A 19,091-nucleotide genomic window follows, 5' to 3' on the forward strand; every position below is an offset into this window, starting at 1 on the left:
CGTATCTGGAGGAGCCACGGCGATGGCGGAACACACCAGCTCGAGCATCACGATCGAGGCGCCACCGGCCGACGTCATGGCGGTGATCGCGGACTTCGCCCGCTACCCGGACTGGACCGGAGAGGTGAAGGAGGCGGAGGTCCTCAAGACCGACGCGCAGGGCCGCGCCGAGCACGTCCGTCTCGTCATGGACGCCGGCGCCATCAAGGACGACCAGACCCTGGGCTACACCTGGACCGGCGACCACGAGGTCTCCTGGACCCTCGTCAAGTCCCAGATGCTGCGCTCGCTCGACGGCTCCTACCTCCTCGAGCCGGCCGGCGCGGGGGCGACCGAGGTCACCTACCGGCTCACCGTCGACGTCAAGATCCCCATGCTCGGCATGATCAAGCGCAAGGCGGAGAAGGTCATCATCGACCGGGCGCTGGCGGGACTGAAGAAGCGGGTGGAGTCGACGCGGGCCTGATCGGCGGCCGGGCACCGGCCCGACGCGGCCGCGCGCCGGCCTCGGTTACGGTCACCCCCATGCGCACCATCCTGATCACGGGCCCCGGCGGCAGCGGTCGCACCACCGTCGCCGCCGCCACCGCCCTCACCGCCGCCCGTGAGGGCACCCGCACCCTGGTCCTCGGTGCCGACCGCACCGACACCCTCGGCGCGGCACTCGGCACGGCGACCGGCCCGGCCCCCCGGCAGGTCGCGCCGAACCTCACCGCCTGGCGCCCGGACGCGGCCCAGCGCTTCCGCGACGACCTGACCGCGTTCCAGTCCCGCGCCGCCTCCGCCCTCGACCTGCTCGGCGCCTCCCCCCTGGACCCCGAGGAGGTCACCGCCCTCCCCGGCGCCGAGGAGCTCTCCCTGCTCCGATCCCTGCGGGACGCCGCCCTCACCGACACCCACGACCTGGTGGTCGTCGACCTCCCGCCCACCCCGCACGCGCTCGCCCTCCTCGCCCTGCCCGAGGAACTGCGCCGCTACCTGCGCCGCCTGCTGCCGAGCGAGCGCCAGGCGGCCCGCGCCCTGCGCCCCGTCCTCGGCCGGCTGGCCGGTGTGCCCATGCCCTCCGAGTGGCTGTACGAGACCGCTGCCCGCTGGGACCTCGAGCTGGCGGCCGTCGGGGCGGTCCTCGCCGACCGTGACACCGTCGTACGGCTGGTCGCCGAACCCGGCCCGGCCGGCGCCGACGCCGTCCGCGACGCGGGACTCGCCCTCGCCCTGCGCGGCCTGCGGCCCGACGTCCTGGTCGCCAGCCGGGTCCTGCCCGAGGCGGCGGCGGACTCCTGGTCGGCGGGTCTGATCGCGCAGCAGCGCAAGACCCTGGACGAGTGGCGGGCGGCCTACGACGTACGGCCCGTCGCCCATCTCGGCCACGACCCCCGGGGCGCCGACGACCTCGGCGCGCTCGGCGTGCCCGGGGTCAACGGCACGACGTCCACCGTCGAGTGGCCCGTGACCGACCACCTCGCCGAGGACGGGGTGCTGGTCTGGCGCATCCCGCTGCCCGGCGCCATACGCGACGAGCTGGACCTGATCCGGCGCGGCGACGAACTCGTCGTCAGCGCGGGCCAGTTCCGCCGGATCGTCGCGCTGCCGTCCGCCCTGCGCCGCTGCACCGTCGCCGGTGCCGCACTGCGCGAGGGCGAGCTGCGCGTCCGGTTCGCGCCGGACCCGGAACTCTGGCCGCGGACCCCGTGAACCGGATACGCCCGTTCGGGTAACGTCGTAGAGACGAACCGTAGTCAGGAGTCCGTCATGAGCGAAGAGCTCCCCCAGTCCGAGGAGGGCGGGCGCGAGGCCGTCGACGAGGTGCGGGCGACCGACGCCGACGCCTGGGCGACGGCGTGTGCCGAGGACCTCGCGGCGGAGAAGGCCCGCCGACGCACCGAGTACGGCCCGCCGCCGGGCTCGGCCGCCGAGGAGCTGCGCAAGCTCGTCGACTCCGTCGCGGACAAGCTGTCCGGCCTGCAGTCCCCCCTGCTCGGCGCGGTCGCCGGTCCGGCCGCCCAGCAGGTGGTGAAGCAGGTCGTCCAGCAGGCCAAGTCCGCCGTGGAACCCGTGATCGAGCGCAACCCGGACCTCTTCGACCATCTCGCCGCCGCGGGGAACGAGCTGCTGGCCGCGTACCGGTCGGCGGTCCAGTCGCAGGAGCGACGATGGACCGCCCGGGACACCGACCCACGCGACCAGGACGAGCCCCGCGACGGCAAGGGCGACGACCCCGGCCCGGGCGAACGCATCGACTTGGACTGAACCCCTGAGGACCCGTCGTCCGCCCTTCCAGGGCCCCCGGCCGGGGATCGCCGCCCCGGGCGGACGACGGGGACCTGGCGACAGGGCCTCGGGTACGGTTGGCCATAGCGGGGCTCGACCGAAACTGAGGGATTCATGGGACTCACCATCGGCGTCGACATCGGCGGCACGAAGATCGCGGCCGGCGTGGTCGATGAGGAAGGCAACATCCTCTCCACCCACAAGGTGCCGACCCCGGGCACGGCCGAGGGCATCGTGGACGCCATAGCCTCGGCGGTGGACGGGGCGCGCGTCGGGCACGAGATCGTCGGCGTGGGCATCGGTGCCGCCGGCTATGTCAACCGCCAGCGCTCGACGGTCTACTTCGCGCCGAACATCGACTGGCGCCAGGAGCCGTTGAAGGAGAAGGTCGAGGCCCGTGTGGGCCTTCCGGTCGTCGTGGAGAACGACGCCAACGCGGCAGCCTGGGGCGAGTACAAGTTCGGCGGCGGCAAGGGCCACCGCAACGTCATCTGCATCACCCTCGGCACCGGCCTCGGCGGCGGCATCATCATCGGCAACAAGCTGCGCCGCGGCCACTTCGGCGTGGCCGCCGAGTTCGGCCACATCCGGATGGTCCCGGACGGGCTGCTGTGCGGCTGCGGCTCGCAGGGCTGCTGGGAGCAGTACGCCTCCGGGCGGGCCCTCGTGCGGTACGCGAAGCAGCGCGCCAACGCCACCCCCGAGAACGCGGAGATCCTGCTCGGCCTCGGCGACGGCACCCCCGAGGGCATCGAGGGCAAGCACATCTCCATGGCCGCCCGCCAGGGTGACCCGGTCGCCGTGGACTCCTACCGTGAGCTCGCCCGCTGGGCCGGGGCCGGCCTCGCCGACCTCGCCTCCCTGTTCGACCCCTCCGCGTTCATCGTCGGCGGCGGACTCTCGGACGAGGGCGAACTGGTCCTCGACCCGATCCGTAAGTCGTACAAGCGCTGGCTGGTGGGCGGCAACTGGCGCCCGGTGGCGGACGTCATCGCCGCCCAGCTGGGCAACAAGGCGGGACTGGTGGGCGCGGCCGACCTGGCCCGGGAGCCCGACCCGATCATGTAGGTGCGGCTTTCAGACGTACGTCGGTTTCCCGCGCCCTTCAGGGGGCGCGGGGCCGTATCAACACCGTCTTCGCGGCCCGGGCACGACCAGCCCGCGCCGATCCGCACCGATCCGCACTGGCCCGCGCCGGCCCGCGTCGACCCGCCGCCGAGGAGCGACATATCGGCGGCTGCGCGGGGCGTCACCCCGTATCTTGACGGCATGGCGACGTCCCTCCCGCTGCTCCCACCCTCCCGTACCGAACCCGACGGTTCCGCCGTCGTCCGCGTCCTCAGCTACAACATCCGGTCGATGCGCGACGACACCACCGCGCTCGCCCGCGTCATCAGCGCCTGCGCACCCGACCTGGTCCTCCTCCAGGAAGCGCCCCGCTTCTTCCGCTGGCGCAAGAAGCTCGCCCGTCTCGCGGCGGCGTCCGGTCAGGTGATCCTCTCCGGCGGCGGCTCGGCCGCGGGCCCGGCGATCCTCTGCACGCTCCGGGCCACCGTCGAACGCACCGAGGACGTGCTGCTGCCCCTCACCCCGGGCCAGCACCGGCGCGGCTTCGCGACCGCTGTCGTACGGTTCGGCGGCGCCCGCCTCGGCGTGCTGAGCTGCCACCTCTCCCTGGAGAAGGACGAGCGGTACACGCAGGGCGGCATGCTCCTCGACCGGCTCGCCGGAATGGGCGCGGAGCACGCGATCGCGGGCGGCGACCTCAACGAACGCCCCGGCGGTCGCACCTTCGCCCGGCTCGCCGAGACCCTCCAGGACTGCTGGGCCACCGCCCCCTGGGGCGACGAGCACACCTGGACCCGCACCGACCCGCCCCGGCGCATCGACGCGATCTTCGCGACGAAGGGCATCGAGGTGCTGGGCTGCGGGGTGCCGATCGGCCACCCCGGGGTGACGGAGACCGACCTGAGGGCGGCCACGGACCACCTTCCGGTCCTGGCCGCCCTCAGAATTCCCGCCAACTGAGGCCCGGGGGGCGCGTCTACCCGAGGGGCGTCTAGACGACTGCCCCCCGCCCGGGATCCTCGTCGTCCTCGTCACCCGTGCGCATCCGCATCACCAGCGTGGCGAAGCCGCCCAGGAAACCGCCGATGCCGACCGTGGCCAGCCACCAGGTCATCTCCCAGCCGAGCACGACCGCCAGCAGGAGCAGCACCGGCCCACCGAGCACGCCCAGCCAGGCGAACTTCGCGGTGGTGTCGGCGGCGGGCAGCGGGGGCGGCTCCGGCGGTACGAAGTGACCCTCGTCGTCCTCATCGAGGTCCTCGTCGGCGGGCTCCGGCATGCGGTAGTCCCGCGGGCCCACCCCGGGCGCGAAGGCGACCGAGCCGCCGAGGGGCTTCACGGGCTTCTCGTCACCGGAGTTCTGGGAGTTCTCGGAGTGGTCGGAGTCCTCGGAGTTGTCGGAGCCCCGGGAGTGCCTGGAGCGCCGGGAGTCCCTGGCCTCCCCGGCCTCCTTCGTCTCTTTCGTCTCCTTCGTCCCCGTGGTGCCCTTGGTGTCCCCGGCGCCCTGGGGACCGCCGTCGTTGGTCTCGGTCTCCAGCAGCGCCAGGTCCTCGACCGACTTGAAGGGCTTGACGCCGGGTGGGTCCGGCGGCTCCTCGCCGTATCCGGCGACGATGGCAGCCCACGCGGCGGCCTCGTCGAACGGGACGCTCTGCTCCTCGGGCTCGCGCTCCTCGCGCTCCTCGCGATCGGAGTCGTGCTCAGCCACGGGCGGCCGTCCCTTCCTTGCCGATGCTGGGGGCGAGCCGGCTGATGAACGAGTAGCTCTCCTCGAAGATCCGGTCCGCCTCATGGTCCAACGTCGCGACGTGGTAACTCTGTTCCAGCACGATCTCCTGTACGTCCAGGGACGAGACACGACTCAGGACACGCGCGGAGTCGACCCCCGGCACCACGTGGTCCTGGACACTGCGCAGGACCAGCAGCGGCTGGGTGACCTGCGGCAGCTCACCGTCCACGAGACGGAAGAAGGACCGCAGCGAGTGCGCCGCGCGCAGCGGCACCCGGTCGTACCCCAGCTCGGTGCTGCCCTCCTTGGCGATGTCGCTCGCGATGCCCTTCGTCGAGCGGACGAGGTGATGGACCACGGGAAGAGCGTGCGCGGCCAGGCCGTGCATGCGGTTCGCCGGGTTCACGACCACGACACCGCTGACGGTGTCCCCGTGCTTCGCAGCCAGTCGCAGCGCGAGCGTGCCGCCCATCGACAGGCCCGCGACGAACACCTGCGAGCAGCGCTCGCGCAGGGCACGCAGCTCGCGGTCCACCTCGGCGTACCAGTCCTGCCAGCCGGTGAACTGCATGTCCTCCCAGCGTGTGCCGTGACCGGGCAGCAGGGGCAGCGAGACGGTCAGACCGCGCTCGGCCAGGAACTCCGCCCACGGGCGCAGCGACTGAGGGGAACCGGTGAAGCCGTGGCAGAGGAGAACACCCGCTTCTCCGCCCTCGTGGCGGAACGGCTCGGCTCCAGGGAGGACCGGCACCTTCGGTCTCCTGTTCATGAGAAGGGCGTGAACGAGTCCAGGTGATGTTCACCGTACGCGACCGCACTGACACCGACCAGGGCCGTCGGGCTCATTGGCCGTGCTGCGGGATATGGTCTGACCGACGGACACGGGAGGCACTCGGTTGTTGTACGGCACGATGAAGGTCGCCATCGGAGGGCCGCTCAAGGTCGCCTTCAGGCCCTGGGTGGAAGGCCTGGAGAACATTCCGGACGAGGGCCCCGCCATCCTGGCGAGCAATCACCTGTCGTTCTCCGACTCGTTCTTCCTGCCCGCGGTCCTCGACCGCAAGGTCACCTTCATCGCGAAGGCCGAGTACTTCACCACCCCCGGGGTGAAGGGCCGGCTGACGGCCGCGTTCTTCAAGGGGGTCGGCCAGCTCCCGGTGGACCGCTCCGGCGCGCGCGGCGCGGGCGAGGCGGCCGTCAAGAGCGGCCTCGACGTCCTGGAGCGCGGTGAGCTGTTCGGGATCTACCCCGAGGGGACCCGCTCGCCCGACGGCCGTCTCTACCGGGGCAAGCCCGGCGGGCTCGCGCGCGTGGCGCTGGCCAGCGGCGCGCCGGTCATCCCGGTCGCCATGATCGACACGGAGAAGATCCAGCCGCCCGGCCAGGTGATGCCGAAACTGATGCGGCCGGGCATCCGCATCGGCGAGCCCCTGGACTTCGGCCGCTACCAGGGCATGGAGCACGACCGCTTCATCCTGCGCGCCCTGACCGACGAGGTCATGTACGAGATCATGAAGCTCTCCGGCCAGGAGTACGTCGACATCTACGCGACCGCGGCCAAGCGGCAGATCATGGAGGCGGCGAAGGCCGACAAGGAAGCGGAGAAGGCGGCCAAAGCCGCTCTCGCGCAGGCGGAGAAGGAACAGGCCGAGAAGGAGAAGTCGGAGTCCTAGGGAGGGGACTGGAGATCTGGCCCGGCCAAGGTCTTCAGTGCTCTGCTGGACGGGGCGGTCCGGCGCCAGGGGGTGGGGGAGTTGGCCAAGCGCGAGCGGGTCATGAGGATGTCGGTCGAGCAGCCGATGTGGCGTGCGCTCACCGCGTACCGGGTGCTCACCATGCTGTACGCGGTCGGTCTGTTCGCCACCGCCTACGACGAGTACGTCCGCCCCGGCGTGGCCATCGCCTACTACGTGGTGCTCTGCGGCTGGACCCTGGCCACCCTTCCCCGGGTCGCGAACGCGGCGGCCTGCACCAAGCGGTTCCTCGCCGCCGACCTCACCGTGGCGCTCACCGGCATCCTGCTGACGGTCGTCGCCGACGCGCACGGCCGGATCGTGGAAGGCGGCCCGACCCTGCCGTCCATATGGACCGCGGGCTCGGTGCTGGCGTTCGCGGTCAAGGGCGGCTGGCGCTGGGCGGCCTTCGCCTCCACCGCGGTCGCCGTCGTGAACCTCATCGAGCGCGGCGCCCCCGCCCGCGACACGGTCCACAACGTGATCCTGGTCTGGGTCGCCTCCATCGCCATCGGTTACGTCGTCGAGGTCGCCCGCGCCTCCGAGCGCACCCTCGCCCGCGCCCTGGAGATCGAGGCCGCGACCCGGGAGCGGGAGCGGCTGGCCCGGGACATCCACGACGGCGTGCTCCAGGTGCTGGCGATGGTGCAGCGGCGCGGTGCCGTCCTGGGCGGCGAGGCGGCCGAGCTGGGCCGCATGGCCGGCGAGCAGGAGATCGCCCTGCGCACCCTGGTCTCCGGCGGGCTCGTCCCCGTCTCCCGCACCTCGGAGGACGCGGCCGACGGGGCCGTCGTACGGACCGTCGAGGTGCCCGACGACGAGGATGCCGACGAGCCTGTCGACCTGCGGTCCCTGCTCGCGCCGTACGCCTCCGCGAGGGTCAGCCTCGCCGAGCCCGGCGCCCCCGTGCGGCTGCCGCCGGCCGCCGCCCGCGAGCTGGCCGCCGCGGTCGGCGCCGCCCTGGACAACGTACGCAGGCACGCGGGGGAACAGGCGCGCGCGTGGCTCTTGGTGGAGGACGAGCCGGACGAGGTGATCGTGACCGTGCGGGACGACGGCCCCGGTATCCCCGAGGGCCGGCTCGCGCAGGCCGAGGGTGAGGGCAGACTCGGCGTGGCCCTGTCGATCCGGGGCCGGCTGCGCGACCTCGGCGGCAGCGCCGAACTGATCTCGGTGCCCGGCCAGGGCACGGAGGTCGAACTGAAAGTACCGAAGCAGACGCGGTTTCAACGGGGGAAGGCGGAGAGGCGATGACGGACAACAGCGAGGGCCGGGACCCGATCCGGGTCATGGTGGTCGACGACCACCCCATGTGGCGCGACGCCGTCGCCCGTGACCTGGGCGAGTCCGGTTTCGACGTGGTCGCCACCGCGGGCGACGGCGACCAGGCCGTACGCCGCGCCAAGGCCGCCGCGCCCGACGTGCTCGTGCTCGACCTGAACCTGCCGGCCAAGCCCGGTGTCCAGGTCTGCAAGGAACTCGTCGCCGCCAACCCGGCCCTGCGGGTGCTCGTGCTGTCCGCGAGCGGCGAGCACGCCGACGTCCTGGAGGCCGTGAAGTCCGGCGCCACCGGCTACCTGCTGAAGTCGGCGTCCACCGAGGAACTGCTGGACGCGGTCCGTCGCACCGCGGTCGGCGACCCGGTGTTCACCCCGGGCCTGGCCGGCCTGGTCCTCGGCGAGTACCGGCGCCTGGCGTCCGAGCCCGTCCCCGGCGTCCCGGACGCCGACCAGCCCAGGGCCCCGCAGCTCACCGAGCGTGAGACCGAGGTGCTGCGGCTGGTCGCCAAGGGCCTGAGCTACAAGCAGATCGCCGAACGGCTGGTCATCTCGCACCGCACGGTCCAGAACCACGTCCAGAACACCCTCGGCAAGCTCCAGCTGCACAACAGGGTCGAGCTGGTGCGCTACGCGATAGAACGCGGACTCGACGACGAGTGACGTCCCGAGGCGCCGCGCGGTGCGCGTTCCACGGAATTGACCGTCCCGCCCATGCCGAAGTGACCCGGATCACTATTAGCGTGACCTTCAGCAGGTGACCTCTGGCGAAGGGACCTTTCCATGCGCGTCGGAGTACTGACCGGAGGCGGCGACTGCCCCGGGCTCAACGCCGTCATCCGGGGCATCGTCCGCAAGGGCGTGCAGGAGTACGGCTATGACTTCGTCGGCTTCCGGGACGGCTGGCGAGGGCCTCTGGAAGGCGTCACGGTACGGCTGGACATCCCCGCGGTGCGGGGCATCCTGCCCCGCGGCGGCACCATCCTCGGTTCCTCGCGCACCAATCCCCTCAAGCAGCAGGACGGCGTCGCCCGCGTCCGGGAGAACCTGGCCCGCCTCGGCGTCGACGCGCTCATCGTGATCGGCGGCGAGGACACATTGGGCGTCGCCGCCCGGCTGTCCGACGAGCACGACGTGCCCTGCGTCGGCGTGCCCAAGACGATCGACAACGACCTGTCCGGTACGGACTACACCTTCGGCTTCGACACCGCCGTCGGCGTCGCCACGGAGGCGATCGACCGGCTGCACACCACCGCCGAGTCGCACATGCGGGTCCTGGTCTGTGAGGTGATGGGCCGGCACGCGGGCTGGATCGCCCTCCACTCCGGCCTGGCCGGCGGGGCGAACGTCATCCTCATCCCCGAGCGGCGCTTCGACATCGAGCAGGTGTGCGCCTGGGTGACCTCCCGCTTCAAGGCGTCGTACGCCCCGATCGTGGTCGTCGCCGAAGGGGCCATGCCCAAGGACGGCGACGTGGTGCTGAAGGACCAGTCACTGGACTCCTTCGGGCATGTTCGGCTGTCCGGGGTCGGCGAGTGGCTGGCCAAGGAGATCGAGAAGCGCACCGGCAAGGAGGCCCGTACGACGGTCCTCGGCCACATCCAGCGCGGCGGCACCCCCAGCGCCTTCGACCGCTGGCTCGCCACCCGCTTCGGCCTGCACGCCATCGACGCCGTCCGGGACGGCGACTTCGGCAAGATGGTCGCCCTGCGCGGCACGGACATCGTCCGCGTCCCCATCGCCGAGGCCACGGCCCGGCTGAAGACGGTCGATCCGCACCTGTACGAGGAGGCGGGGGTGTTCTTCGGCTGAACCCCGCCGGACCGGCACCCCCCGGGACGCGTGAGTGCACCGTGGCGCCGTCGGCCGGACCGGCGGCGCCACGGTGCACGACGCCCTCGACTACCGGGCGGGCCGACGCTCGGGGAACGTGCCGGCGCCGCGCAGCTGAGCCGCCAGCTCCCGCACGACCGACGCCCCGTTCAGCGTGAGCACCGACTCCGGATGGAACTGCACCCCGGCGAAGCCGGACCCGCGCAGCGCGTGCACCTCACCAGACTCGCTGCGGCTCACCTCCACGTCGTGCGCGGCGAGTTCGGCGGCCGTCTCGTCGTCGCAGCGCGCCACGAAGCTGTTGTAGAAGCCGACGGTCTCCCGCCGCCCGAACAGATCGATCTCCGTCTGCGTGCCCTGGTACGGAACGTCCTTCCGTACGATCTCCAGGCCCAGTTCGGCCGCGATCAGCTCGTGCCCGAGGCAGACACCGAGGACGCCGTGCCGGTTCTCCCGGATCACCTCGGCGGTCAGCCCTCGCAGGAACCGCATCTTGGGATCGGCGGTGTCCGCGGGATCGCCCGGACCGGGGCCGAGGACGAGGGGCCCCTCGTGCGCGCGGACCGCCTCCGTCAGGCCGGGCTCGTCGTACCGGCGGACCGTGACGGTCAGGCCCGAGGAGCGCAGCACATGCGCGAGCATCGCGGTGAACGTGTCCTCCCCGTCGACGACCAGAGCGTGCCCGGAGAGCTCCTCGGATCGGTCCTGCATCCGCAGCCAGAACGGCGCCAGGGACGCCCGGCGCCCGTCGAGCGCGGCCCGCACCCGGGGGTCGTCGGCCAGCCGGGGCCGTACGGACTCCGCGCGCGGCCTGCCCGGACGTACCCCCAGGGCCGCCAGCACCCCCGCCGCCTTCGCGTGGGTCTCCGCCACCTCGCCCGCCGGGTCCGAGCCGCGCACCAGCGTGGCGCCGACCGGCACCCGCAGCCGCCCGTCCGCGTCGATGTCGGCGGTGCGGATGAGGATGGGGGAGTCGAGGGTCTGGGCGCCGCCCGAGTCCCTGCCCAGCAGCGCCAGCGCCCCCGCGTAGTACCCGCGCCCGGCACCGTCCCGCCCGAGGGGCTCGTGCCGCTCGATGACCCGGCAGGCGTTCTGCACCGGCGAGCCCGTGACGGTCGCCGCGAACATGGTCTCCCGCAGCACCTCACGGGCGTCCAGCGAGGACCTCCCGCGCAGCTCGTACTCGGTGTGCGCGAGGTGCGCCATCTCCTTCAGCCGGGGCCCGACCACGACCCCGCCCATGTCGCCGACCGTGCACATCATCTTGAGCTCCTCGTCGACGACCATCGACAGCTCCTCGATCTCCTTGCCGTCGGCGAGGAAGTCCAGCAGGTGCTCGGGGGTGGGGCCGTCGGCCGGATAGCGATACGTCCCACTGATCGGGTTCATGACCACGGTCCCGCCGGACATCCGCACATGCACCTCGGGACTGGCGCCCACGAGTGTCCGGTCCCCGGTGTGCACGACGAAGGTCCAGTACGCGCCCCGCTCGCCTTCGAGCAGCCGCCGGAACAAGGCCAGCGCGTCGGCCCTGGAGAACCCCGGGATCTCGCCCTCGTACGTCCGCCGGATCACGAAGTTGGCGCCCTCGCCCGCGCCGATCTCCTCCCGCAGCACCCGCCCGACGATCTCCGCGTACTCCTCGTCGGCCACGTCGAAGCCGCCGTCCCGGACCCGCACGTCGTGCGCGGGGAGTTGGTCGAGGGCGGTGGCGAGCGGGATCTCGTACGTCTCCTCGGGGGTGAGCGCCACCAGCGGCGTCCCGTCGTCATGGACGTCGAAGCCGCGCTCGCGGATCTGCCGGAACGGGATCAGCGCGAGGCCCTCGTCGGGGAGGTCGGCGAGACGGTCGTGGCTGCTGACCGGACCGATCAGCAGCTCGACCGTGTGGTCGTCACGGCCGGGGGTGCGGCGGCGGAGCAGGGCGAAGGGGCGGGCGTCATACAGCAGCCGGGTCAGGTCCATGGGTCCTCTTCCGTCGATTTGCGTCGATTGGGTGAGGAACGGCCCCGGAAACGCCGAAGGCCGCCCCTCGGGCGGCCTTCGCGAAGTCGTGCGTACGCGCAGTCAGTGGGCCGCCGGATGAGCGGTCCACCACCAGTTCTGGATCGAGTGCGCGAACATGCGCCGCACACTACCTCACGCGCACCTGAGCGTGGGTGTGTCTCACCTGTCGAGCCGGGAGAAAACGACTCGACACGACCCCGTAATGTTGAGGGCGTGACCGTGAACGCTAAGACCAGCGCGAGCGCTGGCAACACCTGGCGAGACCTGCCCGCGGCGCAGCAGCCCGAGTACCCCGACACCGAGGCTCTGCGCGCAGTGATCGCGGACCTCGAGTCGTATCCGCCGCTCGTCTTCGCGGGCGAGTGCGACCAGCTGCGCGCCCGGATGGCGGCCGTCGCCAAGGGAGAGGCGTTCCTCCTCCAGGGCGGCGACTGCGCCGAGGCCTTCGACGCGGTGTCCGCCGACCACATCCGCAACAAGCTCAAGACGCTGCTCCAGATGGGCGCGGTGCTGACGTACGCCGCGTCCGTACCCGTGGTGAAGGTCGGCCGGATCGCCGGCCAGTACTCCAAGCCGCGCTCCAAGGGCACCGAGACCCGCGACGGCGTGACGCTGCCGACGTACCGCGGCGACTCCGTCAACGGCTTCGACTTCAACGAGGCCGCCCGCATCCCGGACCCCGAGCGCCTGAAGCGGATGTACAACGCGTCCGCCTCCACGCTCAACCTGGTGCGCGCCTTCACCACCGGCGGTTACGCCGACCTGCGCCAGGTGCACGCCTGGAACCAGGACTTCGTGAAGTCGTCCCCCTCCGGCCAGCGCTACGAGCAGCTCGCCCGCGAGATCGACCAGGCGCTGAACTTCATGCACGCCTGCGGGACCGACCCGGAGGAGTTCAAGACCGTCGAGTTCTACTCCTCGCACGAGGCGCTGCTGCTCGACTACGAGTCGGCGCTGACCAGGGTCGACTCCCGCACCGGGAAGCTGTACGACGTCTCGGCGCACATGGTGTGGATCGGTGAGCGCACCCGCCAGCTGGACCACGCGCACATCGAGTTCGCCTCGCGCATCCGCAACCCGATCGGCATCAAGCTCGGCCCGACGACGACGGCCGAGGAGGCGCTGCAGTACATCGAGCGCCTCGACCCCGACCGCGAGCCGGGCCGGCTGACCTTCATCGTCCGGATGGGCGCCGACAAGGTCCGCGACAAGCTCCCCGAGCTGGTGGAGAAGGTCAGCGCCTCGGGCGCGACGGTGGCCTGGATCACCGACCCGATGCACGGCAACACCTACGAGGCGGCCTCGGGCCACAAGACCCGCCGCTTCGACGACGTGCTCGACGAGGTCAAGGGCTTCTTCGAGGTCCACAAGGGCCTGGGCACCCACCCGGGCGGCATCCACGTCGAGCTCACCGGTGACGATGTCACCGAGTGCGTGGGCGGCGGCGACGAGATCTTCGTCGACGACCTGCACCAGCGCTACGAGACGGCCTGTGACCCCCGGCTGAACCGCAGCCAGTCCCTCGACCTGGCGTTCCTGGTCGCGGAGATGTACCGGGACCAGTAGCAGATCACCTGTGGGCGCGCCTCTTACCGGAGCGCGAAGTGGGGCGCGGATCACACACGATCCGCGCCCCACCCCACTTTTGTGGATCCGACGCGATGGGTAAGGTTAGGTTAGCCTTATTGATCTCGACGGGAGGTGAGTCCGCGTGTACGTCTGCCACTGCTTCGGGGTGACCGAAGCGCAGGTCCAGCGGCACGCGGAGGACGGCGCCAGCACCCCCCGCCAGATCGCCTCCGCCTGCAAGGCGGGTACGGACTGCGGATCCTGCGTCCGTCGGATCCAGGCCATCCTCGGCCGTCCGGCGTGTCCTCGTCATGAGCCTGCCCGCCAGGGCGGGCCGGTCCTCTCCGAAGCGGCGGGCGCGCAAGCACTCGAGGAAGCCGCCTAGGGTCTGTCGGTTCAGCTCTCCGGCTGCTCGATCAGCTGGGCGATGTAGAGGGCCTCGCCGAGCTTCTCCAGGAGCTCCAGCTGGGTGTCGAGGTAGTCGATGTGGTGCTCCTCGTCCTCCAGGATCGACTCGAAGATGTTGGCCGACGTGATGTCGCCCTTCTCCCGCATCACCCTGATGCCACGCCTGAGCCGGTCGATCGCCTCGACCTCGACCTGGCGGTCGGCCTCGAACATCTCCTGGACCGTCTGCCCCACGCGCACATGGAAAAGGCGCTGGTAGTTCGGCAGCCCGTCCAGGAAGAGGATGCGGTCGGTGAGCAGCTCCGCGTGCTTCATCTCGTCGAAGGACTCACTTCGCGTGTACTTCGCGAGCTTCGTCCAGCCGAAGTTCTCCTGCATCTTCGCGTGCAGGAAGTACTGGTTGATCGCGGTGAGCTCGGCGGTCAGCTGCTCGTTGAGGAATTCGATGACCTCGGGGTCGCCCTGCATCGCAGAGGCTCCTTCCGACCGGGGGGAACTGGCGGGTTGCGCCGCATGATTGCATCCGCCACGAAGATCGTCCAGTAAGCATTCACTTAGTAAGTAAGGGCACACTTAGTTCTAATTGCCCGATTTGGATGGGGGTCGGTCATGTGCACTGCCCCGGGTCTGTCAGGATGGAGTCATGGGTCAGCCGGTGGAACGCGAGCGGGGAGAGGGCGATTCCGGAGCAGTCGCACACTCCGATCTTCCACCGGGGCAGCGGATCCAGCGCGGCTGGCCGGTCACGCACTACGGCCCGGTTCCCAAGTTCCGGCCCGAGCGCTGGGAGTTCCGGGTCTTCGGCGCCACCGCGGACGGCGAGAAGCACTGCTGGACCCATGAGGAGTTCACCGCCCTTCCGTACGCCAGCGTCACGGGTGACCTGCACTGCGTCACGAAGTTCAGCATGCTCGGCGCCGAATGGGGCGGCATCCCCGCCCGGACCGTCCTGGACCTCGCCCCGCCCGCGTCCACCGTCACCCATGTGATGGTGTGGGCCGAGTACGGCTTCAGCTCCAACCTCCGCCTGGCGGACTTCGCGGACGAACGCGCGATCTTCGCCACCCACAAGGACGGCGAACTGCTGACGGCGGAACACGGCTTCCCGCTCCGCCTCGTCGTCCCCCACCTGTATGCGTGGAAGGGCCCCAAATGGGTCCGCGGCGTCGAGTACATGACCGCCGACCGCCGCGGCTTCTGGGAGGAGCGCGGCTACCACAACGTCGGCGACCCCTGGAAGGAACAGCGCTACTCCTACCAGGAGCAGCCGGGGGACGGCCCCGAGCTCTGAAACACCGCGGCAGCCACAGCGTCCCTCACTGCCGCGGACCGACCGTCTCGGCCTCCCGCAGCTTCTTCAGCCGCTCCACGTCCGCCGCGTGCCCCTCCTTGCCGCCGGGCGTCTCGATGATCAGCGGTACGCCCTCGGTGGCCGGGTGGGTCATCAGCGCGCGGAACGGGTCCTCGCCGATGTGACCGGAGCCGATGTTCTCGTGCCGGTCCTTGTGGGCGCCGACCACGTCCTTGGAGTCGTTGGCGTGGATCAGCTTCAGCCGGCCCTCGCCGACCGTGTCCACCAGCAGGTCCAGCGTCTGGTGCATGCCGCTCGGCCCGGTCAGGTCGTGGCCGGCCGCGAAGATGTGGCACGTGTCCAGGCACACGCCCAGCTTGGGATGGGCGTCCAGCGCCTCGAAGTACGGCCCGAAGTCCCAGGTCCGCGAGCACAGCGAGGCGCCCTGCCCGGCCGTCGACTCCAACAGCAGGTACGGGTCGTCGTCGTGGGTGAGCTCGTCCAGCAGCGGCAGCAGATACTCCCGCACCTGCTTCAGCGCCACGGACCGGTCCCGGCCCCCGGTCGCGCTGCCGGTGTGCACGACCACGCCCCGCGCCCCGATGTCCCGCCCGCGCCGCAGGGAGTGCCGCAGCGACTCCACCGACCTCTCCACGGTCGCCTCGGTGTGCGAACCGAAGTTGATCAGATACGGGGCGTGCACATACGCCGGGATCGACTCGGCCGCGCACTCCGCCCGGAACGCCTCGTCCTGCCGGGGGTTGCCGACGGGCGTGGCCCAGCCGCGCGGGTTGGCGACGAAGACCTGCACGGTCTCCGCCTTGAGGTCATGGGCGTACGACAGGCCCACCGAGTGGAGACCGCCCGCCACCGGGACATGACCGCCGACGGGGTTGCGCACCGTACCGGCCGCTTCGGGGCCGGTGCCGGCCTGTTGACTCTTCACCCACCCAGGGTGCCACGCGGCCCGGTACGCCCGGTCAGCGGATCGTGATCGTGATCGTCGACCCCTTGGGCGCGCTCTGGCCGCCCTCGACGGACTGCTTCTTGACGGTGTCGCCGAACAGCCCGAGCAGCCCGCGGTCCTTGTCGACCTCGAAGCCGGCGGCTTCCAGCTCGCTCTGCGCGTCATCGACGTCGTCACCGACCACGTCCGGGACCTCGACCATCACCGGGCCCTTGGACAGTGTCAGCGTCACGGTGTCGCCCTCGGCGGCGGTGGTGCCGTCCCGCGGGGTCTGCCGGGCGACCTGCCCCTTGTCGTAGTCGGAGGAGTTGACCTCCTCGGAGGAGACCTCCACCTTCAGGCCCGCCTCCTGGAGGTCCGCCCGCGCGTCCTGGAGGGACTCGCCGGTGACGTCCGGGATGTCGATCGGGCTGCCCTTGCTGACGGTGAGCGCGATCGCCGAACCGGCGCGCCGCTCGGTGCCGGCCCCCGGCTCGGTGGAGATGACGAAGCCCCGCTCCACCTCGTCGCTGAACTCCCGGGTGACCATGCCCGGCTGCAGCCCGTCCCCCTTCAGCACGGACCTGGCCTTGTCCAGCCGGTAGTCCGCCACGTCGGGCACCTTCACGGTCTCGGGGCCGTCGGAGATGACGAGCCGCACCGAGTCGTTGTCCCGGATCCGGGCGTTCGGCTTCGGGTCGGTGCTCACGACCGTGCCCCGCTTCACGGTGTCGCTGTACGCGTGGTCGATCTTGCCGACGTCAAGACCGGCCGCCTGCAGCCGGTCCCGGGCCTGCGCCTCGGTCTTCTCCAGCACCGTCGGGACCTTGGTGAACTGACCGGAGTTGATGTACCAGACGCCCGCGCCGACCCCGAGGACCAGCAGGACCGCCGCGATGATCGCCACCAGTCGGCGCGGCGGGCGGGAGCGGCCCCGTGGGGGCAGCGGCGGCCCGGACTCCAGGCGGCTGGTGCGCTGGAACCCGGCCTGGGCGTCGTCGTCCTCGTTGACCGGCAGCGGGCGCGGCACCGTCAGCGAGCGCGGGATCACGCTCGTCCGGTCCTCGGCGCCGTCGTGCGCCCCCGAGAGCGCCTGCGGAGGCACGGCGTCCAGCTGCTCCGCGCCGAGCCCGGCGCGTGCCTCCCGGACCTGCGCGAGCAGCGCGACCGCGTCGTACGGGCGGATGTCCGGATTACGGGCCGTCGCGGAGGCGACCAGCTCGTCGAGTGCGTAGGCCAGCCCCGGCACGAGGGCCGAGGGCGGCGGCACGTCCTCGTGGAGGTGCTTGTACAGCACGATCGCGGGGGAGTCCCCGTCGTGCGGCTTCTCGCCGGTGAGCATCTCGTGGAGGACGACACCGCACGCGTACACGTCGACGCGCGGATCGGCGGCGCCCGGCTGCTCGATCTGCTCGGGGGCGAGGTACGAGACCGTGCCGAGCACGGCCCCGGTGGTGCTGGTGACGGTGTCCACGGACCGCACCAGCCCGAAGTCGGCGACCTTGACCCGACCGTCGTCCCCTATCAGGACGTTCTCCGGCTTCATGTCCCGGTGCACGAAGCCCGCGCGGTGCGCGGCGCCGAGCGCGGCCAGCACCGGCTCCAGGATGTCGAGCGCGGCCCTCGGCTGCAGCGCCCCGCGGTCACGCAGCACGTCGCGCAGGGTGCAGCCGGCGACGTACTCCATCGCCAGGTAGACGTACGACCCGTCGGTGCCCTGGTCGAAGACCTGCACCACGTTCGGGTGCGCGAGCCGGGCCACCGACTTGGCCTCCCGGATGAACCGCTCGACGAACGACCCGTCAGCGGCCAGCGCGGGATGCATCACCTTGAGTGCGAGAACCCGGTCCAGGCGGGTGTCCAGGGCCCGGTAGACCGTGGCCATCCCACCGACCGCGATCCGCGCGTCGACGCGATAGCGGCCGTCGAGCACCTGCCCGACCAGAGGGTCCTGAAGGGTCGTATCCACGCGGGTGAGTCTACGAGCCGTGACTGACACGTACCGAGTTCGGCCAGGATCGAGGCGGTACTGCAGCGGACCTGTGACGCAACCCACCACGTCACAGCGGCCATCGGGGGCACCCGCCGTGGGGTTTCCGGCCGCCCGAGTTCCGCTCGGAACGCCGGCCGCGCTCGGCTCAGAACGCAGGCCGCGCTCCGCTCAGAACGCCGGCCGCTCCGGGTCCAGTACCGCCAGGCCGGCCGTGGGAGACGACGCCTCCGCGAAGTGCCGCCGCGGAATCCGGCCCGCCAGCCGGGCCAGCCTGCCCGCTTCGACGGCGTGCCGCATGGCGTCGGCCATCAGCACCGGCTCCTGGGCCCGGGTCACGGCCGAGGCGAGCATCACACCCGCACACCCCAGCTCCATCGCCAGCGCCGCGTCCGACGCGGTACCGGCCCCCGCGTCCAGGATCACCGGCACCCCCGCGTGCTCGACGATCAGCTGGAAGTTGTGCGGATTGCGAATGCCCAGCCCGGATCCGATGGGCGACCCGAGCGGCATGATCGCCGCGCACCCGACGTCCTCCAGCTTGCGCGCCAGCACCGGATCGTCGTTCGTGTACGGCAGCACCGTGAACCCGTCGTCGACCAGCGTCTCGGCGGCGTCCAGCAACTCGATCGGATCCGGCAGCAGGGTCCGCTCGTCCGCGATGACCTCCAGCTTGACCAGGTCCGTCCCGAGCGCCTCCCGCGCCAGCCGAGCCGTCAGCACCGCCTCACCGGCCGTGAAACAGCCCGCGGTGTTCGGCAGCACCCGGATGCCGAGCTTCTCCAGCACCGACAGCACCGACCCGTGCACGCCCGGATCGACCCGGCGCATCGCGACCGTCGTCAGCTCCGTCCCGGACGCGACCAGCGCCCGCTCCAGGACCTCCGGGCTGGGGGCGCCGCCGGTACCCATGATGAGACGGGACGTGAAGGACGTACCACCGAGGACAAAGGGGTCGTCGGCCATGGG

At 71.5% G+C, this 19,091-nt stretch carries 20 protein-coding genes; 12 read left to right on the forward strand and 8 right to left on the reverse strand.

Features of this window, described 5'->3' with window-relative positions:
• Nucleotides 1-22 precede the first annotated feature (22 nt).
• The 5 genes from ACFYRY_RS12375 (at nt 23) to ACFYRY_RS12395 (ending at nt 4,299) form a co-directional block, all read left to right on the forward strand.
• Entirely contained in the window at nt 23-466 is a 444-nt protein-coding gene (locus tag ACFYRY_RS12375) for an SRPBCC family protein (protein ID WP_389143051.1), read from the forward strand.
• A 59-nt stretch (nt 467-525) separates the two neighbouring features.
• Nucleotides 526-1,695, forward strand: coding sequence for an ArsA family ATPase (locus ACFYRY_RS12380; protein WP_389143054.1), 1,170 nt, complete (start codon nt 526-528; stop codon nt 1,693-1,695).
• Between the two features lie 57 nt (nt 1,696-1,752).
• The gene (locus ACFYRY_RS12385) at nt 1,753-2,250 is read left to right on the forward strand and encodes a DUF5304 domain-containing protein (RefSeq protein ID WP_389143057.1); all 498 of its coding nucleotides are present in this window, start codon (nt 1,753-1,755) and stop codon (nt 2,248-2,250) included.
• A 135-nt stretch (nt 2,251-2,385) separates the two neighbouring features.
• The gene (locus ACFYRY_RS12390; RefSeq protein WP_389143059.1) at nt 2,386-3,339 is read left to right on the forward strand and encodes an ROK family glucokinase; all 954 of its coding nucleotides are present in this window, start codon (nt 2,386-2,388) and stop codon (nt 3,337-3,339) included.
• Nucleotides 3,340-3,540: 201 nt separating this feature from the next.
• Entirely contained in the window at nt 3,541-4,299 is a 759-nt protein-coding gene (locus tag ACFYRY_RS12395; protein ID WP_389143062.1) for an endonuclease/exonuclease/phosphatase family protein, read from the forward strand.
• Nucleotides 4,300-4,330: 31 nt separating this feature from the next.
• Here ACFYRY_RS12395 and ACFYRY_RS12400 read toward each other — a convergent pair whose 3' ends face one another.
• Together ACFYRY_RS12400 and ACFYRY_RS12405 are read right to left on the reverse strand one after the other, a co-directional pair.
• Nucleotides 4,331-5,047 carry a hypothetical protein gene (locus ACFYRY_RS12400; protein WP_389143064.1) on the reverse strand — a complete coding sequence of 239 codons (717 nt, stop codon included), beginning with the start codon at nt 5,045-5,047 and terminating at the stop codon, nt 4,331-4,333.
• Nucleotides 5,040-5,819 (reverse strand): alpha/beta hydrolase, encoded by a 780-nt coding sequence (locus ACFYRY_RS12405; RefSeq protein ID WP_389143756.1) that lies wholly within the window; start codon nt 5,817-5,819, stop codon nt 5,040-5,042. Before ACFYRY_RS12405 ends, ACFYRY_RS12400 begins: the two co-directional genes overlap by 8 nt.
• Before the next feature lie 160 nt (nt 5,820-5,979).
• Here ACFYRY_RS12405 and ACFYRY_RS12410 point away from each other — a divergent pair, with 160 nt between their 5' ends.
• The 4 genes from ACFYRY_RS12410 to ACFYRY_RS12425 all read left to right on the forward strand — a co-directional run bounded on the left by ACFYRY_RS12410 (nt 5,980) and on the right by ACFYRY_RS12425 (nt 9,890).
• Nucleotides 5,980-6,741 carry a lysophospholipid acyltransferase family protein gene (locus ACFYRY_RS12410; RefSeq protein WP_389143758.1) on the forward strand — a complete coding sequence of 254 codons (762 nt, stop codon included), beginning with the start codon at nt 5,980-5,982 and terminating at the stop codon, nt 6,739-6,741.
• Nucleotides 6,742-6,822: 81 nt separating this feature from the next.
• Nucleotides 6,823-8,055, forward strand: a complete 1,233-nt coding sequence (macS, locus tag ACFYRY_RS12415; RefSeq protein WP_389143067.1) for a MacS family sensor histidine kinase — start codon at nt 6,823-6,825, stop codon at nt 8,053-8,055.
• The gene (locus ACFYRY_RS12420; RefSeq protein WP_389143070.1) at nt 8,052-8,741 is read left to right on the forward strand and encodes a response regulator; all 690 of its coding nucleotides are present in this window, start codon (nt 8,052-8,054) and stop codon (nt 8,739-8,741) included. Before macS ends, ACFYRY_RS12420 begins: the two co-directional genes overlap by 4 nt.
• Before the next feature lie 120 nt (nt 8,742-8,861).
• Nucleotides 8,862-9,890, forward strand: a complete 1,029-nt coding sequence (locus ACFYRY_RS12425; protein WP_389143073.1) for a 6-phosphofructokinase — start codon at nt 8,862-8,864, stop codon at nt 9,888-9,890.
• A 90-nt stretch (nt 9,891-9,980) separates the two neighbouring features.
• Here ACFYRY_RS12425 and ACFYRY_RS12430 read toward each other — a convergent pair whose 3' ends face one another.
• Together ACFYRY_RS12430 and ACFYRY_RS12435 are read right to left on the reverse strand one after the other, a co-directional pair.
• Complete coding sequence (locus ACFYRY_RS12430) at nt 9,981-11,876, reverse strand: anthranilate synthase family protein (RefSeq protein WP_389143076.1); 1,896 nt, start codon at nt 11,874-11,876, stop codon at nt 9,981-9,983.
• 102 nt (nt 11,877-11,978) lie between these two features.
• Nucleotides 11,979-12,035, reverse strand: coding sequence for a trp operon leader peptide (locus ACFYRY_RS12435; protein ID WP_076973970.1), 57 nt, complete (start codon nt 12,033-12,035; stop codon nt 11,979-11,981).
• Between the two features lie 96 nt (nt 12,036-12,131).
• Here ACFYRY_RS12435 and ACFYRY_RS12440 point away from each other — a divergent pair, with 96 nt between their 5' ends.
• Nucleotides 12,132-13,484 carry a class II 3-deoxy-7-phosphoheptulonate synthase gene (locus tag ACFYRY_RS12440; RefSeq protein WP_356776481.1) on the forward strand — a complete coding sequence of 451 codons (1,353 nt, stop codon included), beginning with the start codon at nt 12,132-12,134 and terminating at the stop codon, nt 13,482-13,484.
• Between the two features lie 145 nt (nt 13,485-13,629).
• Nucleotides 13,630-13,872, forward strand: coding sequence for a bacterioferritin-associated ferredoxin (locus ACFYRY_RS12445; RefSeq protein ID WP_389143079.1), 243 nt, complete (start codon nt 13,630-13,632; stop codon nt 13,870-13,872).
• 11 nt (nt 13,873-13,883) lie between these two features.
• Here ACFYRY_RS12445 and bfr read toward each other — a convergent pair whose 3' ends face one another.
• Complete coding sequence (bfr, locus tag ACFYRY_RS12450) at nt 13,884-14,363, reverse strand: bacterioferritin (protein ID WP_389143082.1); 480 nt, start codon at nt 14,361-14,363, stop codon at nt 13,884-13,886.
• 175 nt (nt 14,364-14,538) lie between these two features.
• Here bfr and ACFYRY_RS12455 point away from each other — a divergent pair, with 175 nt between their 5' ends.
• Entirely contained in the window at nt 14,539-15,186 is a 648-nt protein-coding gene (locus ACFYRY_RS12455; RefSeq protein WP_389143084.1) for a sulfite oxidase-like oxidoreductase, read from the forward strand.
• Nucleotides 15,187-15,211: 25 nt separating this feature from the next.
• Here ACFYRY_RS12455 and ACFYRY_RS12460 read toward each other — a convergent pair whose 3' ends face one another.
• From ACFYRY_RS12460 to ACFYRY_RS12470, 3 genes are all read right to left on the reverse strand, one after another.
• Entirely contained in the window at nt 15,212-16,132 is a 921-nt protein-coding gene (locus ACFYRY_RS12460) for a deoxyribonuclease IV (RefSeq protein ID WP_389143086.1), read from the reverse strand.
• Between the two features lie 34 nt (nt 16,133-16,166).
• On the reverse strand, nt 16,167-18,101 hold the full coding sequence (pknB, locus tag ACFYRY_RS12465; RefSeq protein WP_389143089.1) for a Stk1 family PASTA domain-containing Ser/Thr kinase: 1,935 nt from the start codon (nt 18,099-18,101) through the stop codon (nt 16,167-16,169).
• Nucleotides 18,102-18,293: 192 nt separating this feature from the next.
• Nucleotides 18,294-19,088: a thiazole synthase gene (locus tag ACFYRY_RS12470; RefSeq protein ID WP_389143092.1), complete on the reverse strand. Its 795-nt coding sequence runs from the start codon at nt 19,086-19,088 to the stop codon at nt 18,294-18,296.
• Between the last annotated feature and the right edge of the window lie 3 nt (nt 19,089-19,091).

Source organism: Streptomyces sp. NPDC005263, assembly GCF_042872365.1.
Taxonomy (GTDB): Bacteria; Actinomycetota; Actinomycetes; order Streptomycetales; family Streptomycetaceae; genus Streptomyces.

Excerpts from the sequence above, each read along its gene's own strand:
- ACFYRY_RS12375 (WP_389143051.1), top strand. The coding sequence starts at position 23 with ATGGCGGAACACACCAGCTCGAGCATCACGATCGAGGCGCCACCGGCC.
- ACFYRY_RS12380 (WP_389143054.1), top strand. The coding sequence starts at position 526 with ATGCGCACCATCCTGATCACGGGCCCCGGCGGCAGCGGTCGCACCACC.
- ACFYRY_RS12385 (WP_389143057.1), top strand. The coding sequence starts at position 1,753 with ATGAGCGAAGAGCTCCCCCAGTCCGAGGAGGGCGGGCGCGAGGCCGTC.
- ACFYRY_RS12390 (WP_389143059.1), top strand. The coding sequence starts at position 2,386 with ATGGGACTCACCATCGGCGTCGACATCGGCGGCACGAAGATCGCGGCC.
- ACFYRY_RS12395 (WP_389143062.1), top strand. The coding sequence starts at position 3,541 with ATGGCGACGTCCCTCCCGCTGCTCCCACCCTCCCGTACCGAACCCGAC.
- ACFYRY_RS12410 (WP_389143758.1), top strand. The coding sequence starts at position 5,980 with ATGAAGGTCGCCATCGGAGGGCCGCTCAAGGTCGCCTTCAGGCCCTGG.
- ACFYRY_RS12420 (WP_389143070.1), top strand. The coding sequence starts at position 8,052 with ATGACGGACAACAGCGAGGGCCGGGACCCGATCCGGGTCATGGTGGTC.
- ACFYRY_RS12425 (WP_389143073.1), top strand. The coding sequence starts at position 8,862 with ATGCGCGTCGGAGTACTGACCGGAGGCGGCGACTGCCCCGGGCTCAAC.
- ACFYRY_RS12430 (WP_389143076.1), bottom strand. The coding sequence starts at position 11,876 with ATGGACCTGACCCGGCTGCTGTATGACGCCCGCCCCTTCGCCCTGCTC.
- bfr (WP_389143082.1), bottom strand. The coding sequence starts at position 14,363 with ATGCAGGGCGACCCCGAGGTCATCGAATTCCTCAACGAGCAGCTGACC.
- ACFYRY_RS12455 (WP_389143084.1), top strand. The coding sequence starts at position 14,539 with ATGGGTCAGCCGGTGGAACGCGAGCGGGGAGAGGGCGATTCCGGAGCA.
- ACFYRY_RS12470 (WP_389143092.1), bottom strand. The coding sequence starts at position 19,088 with ATGGCCGACGACCCCTTTGTCCTCGGTGGTACGTCCTTCACGTCCCGT.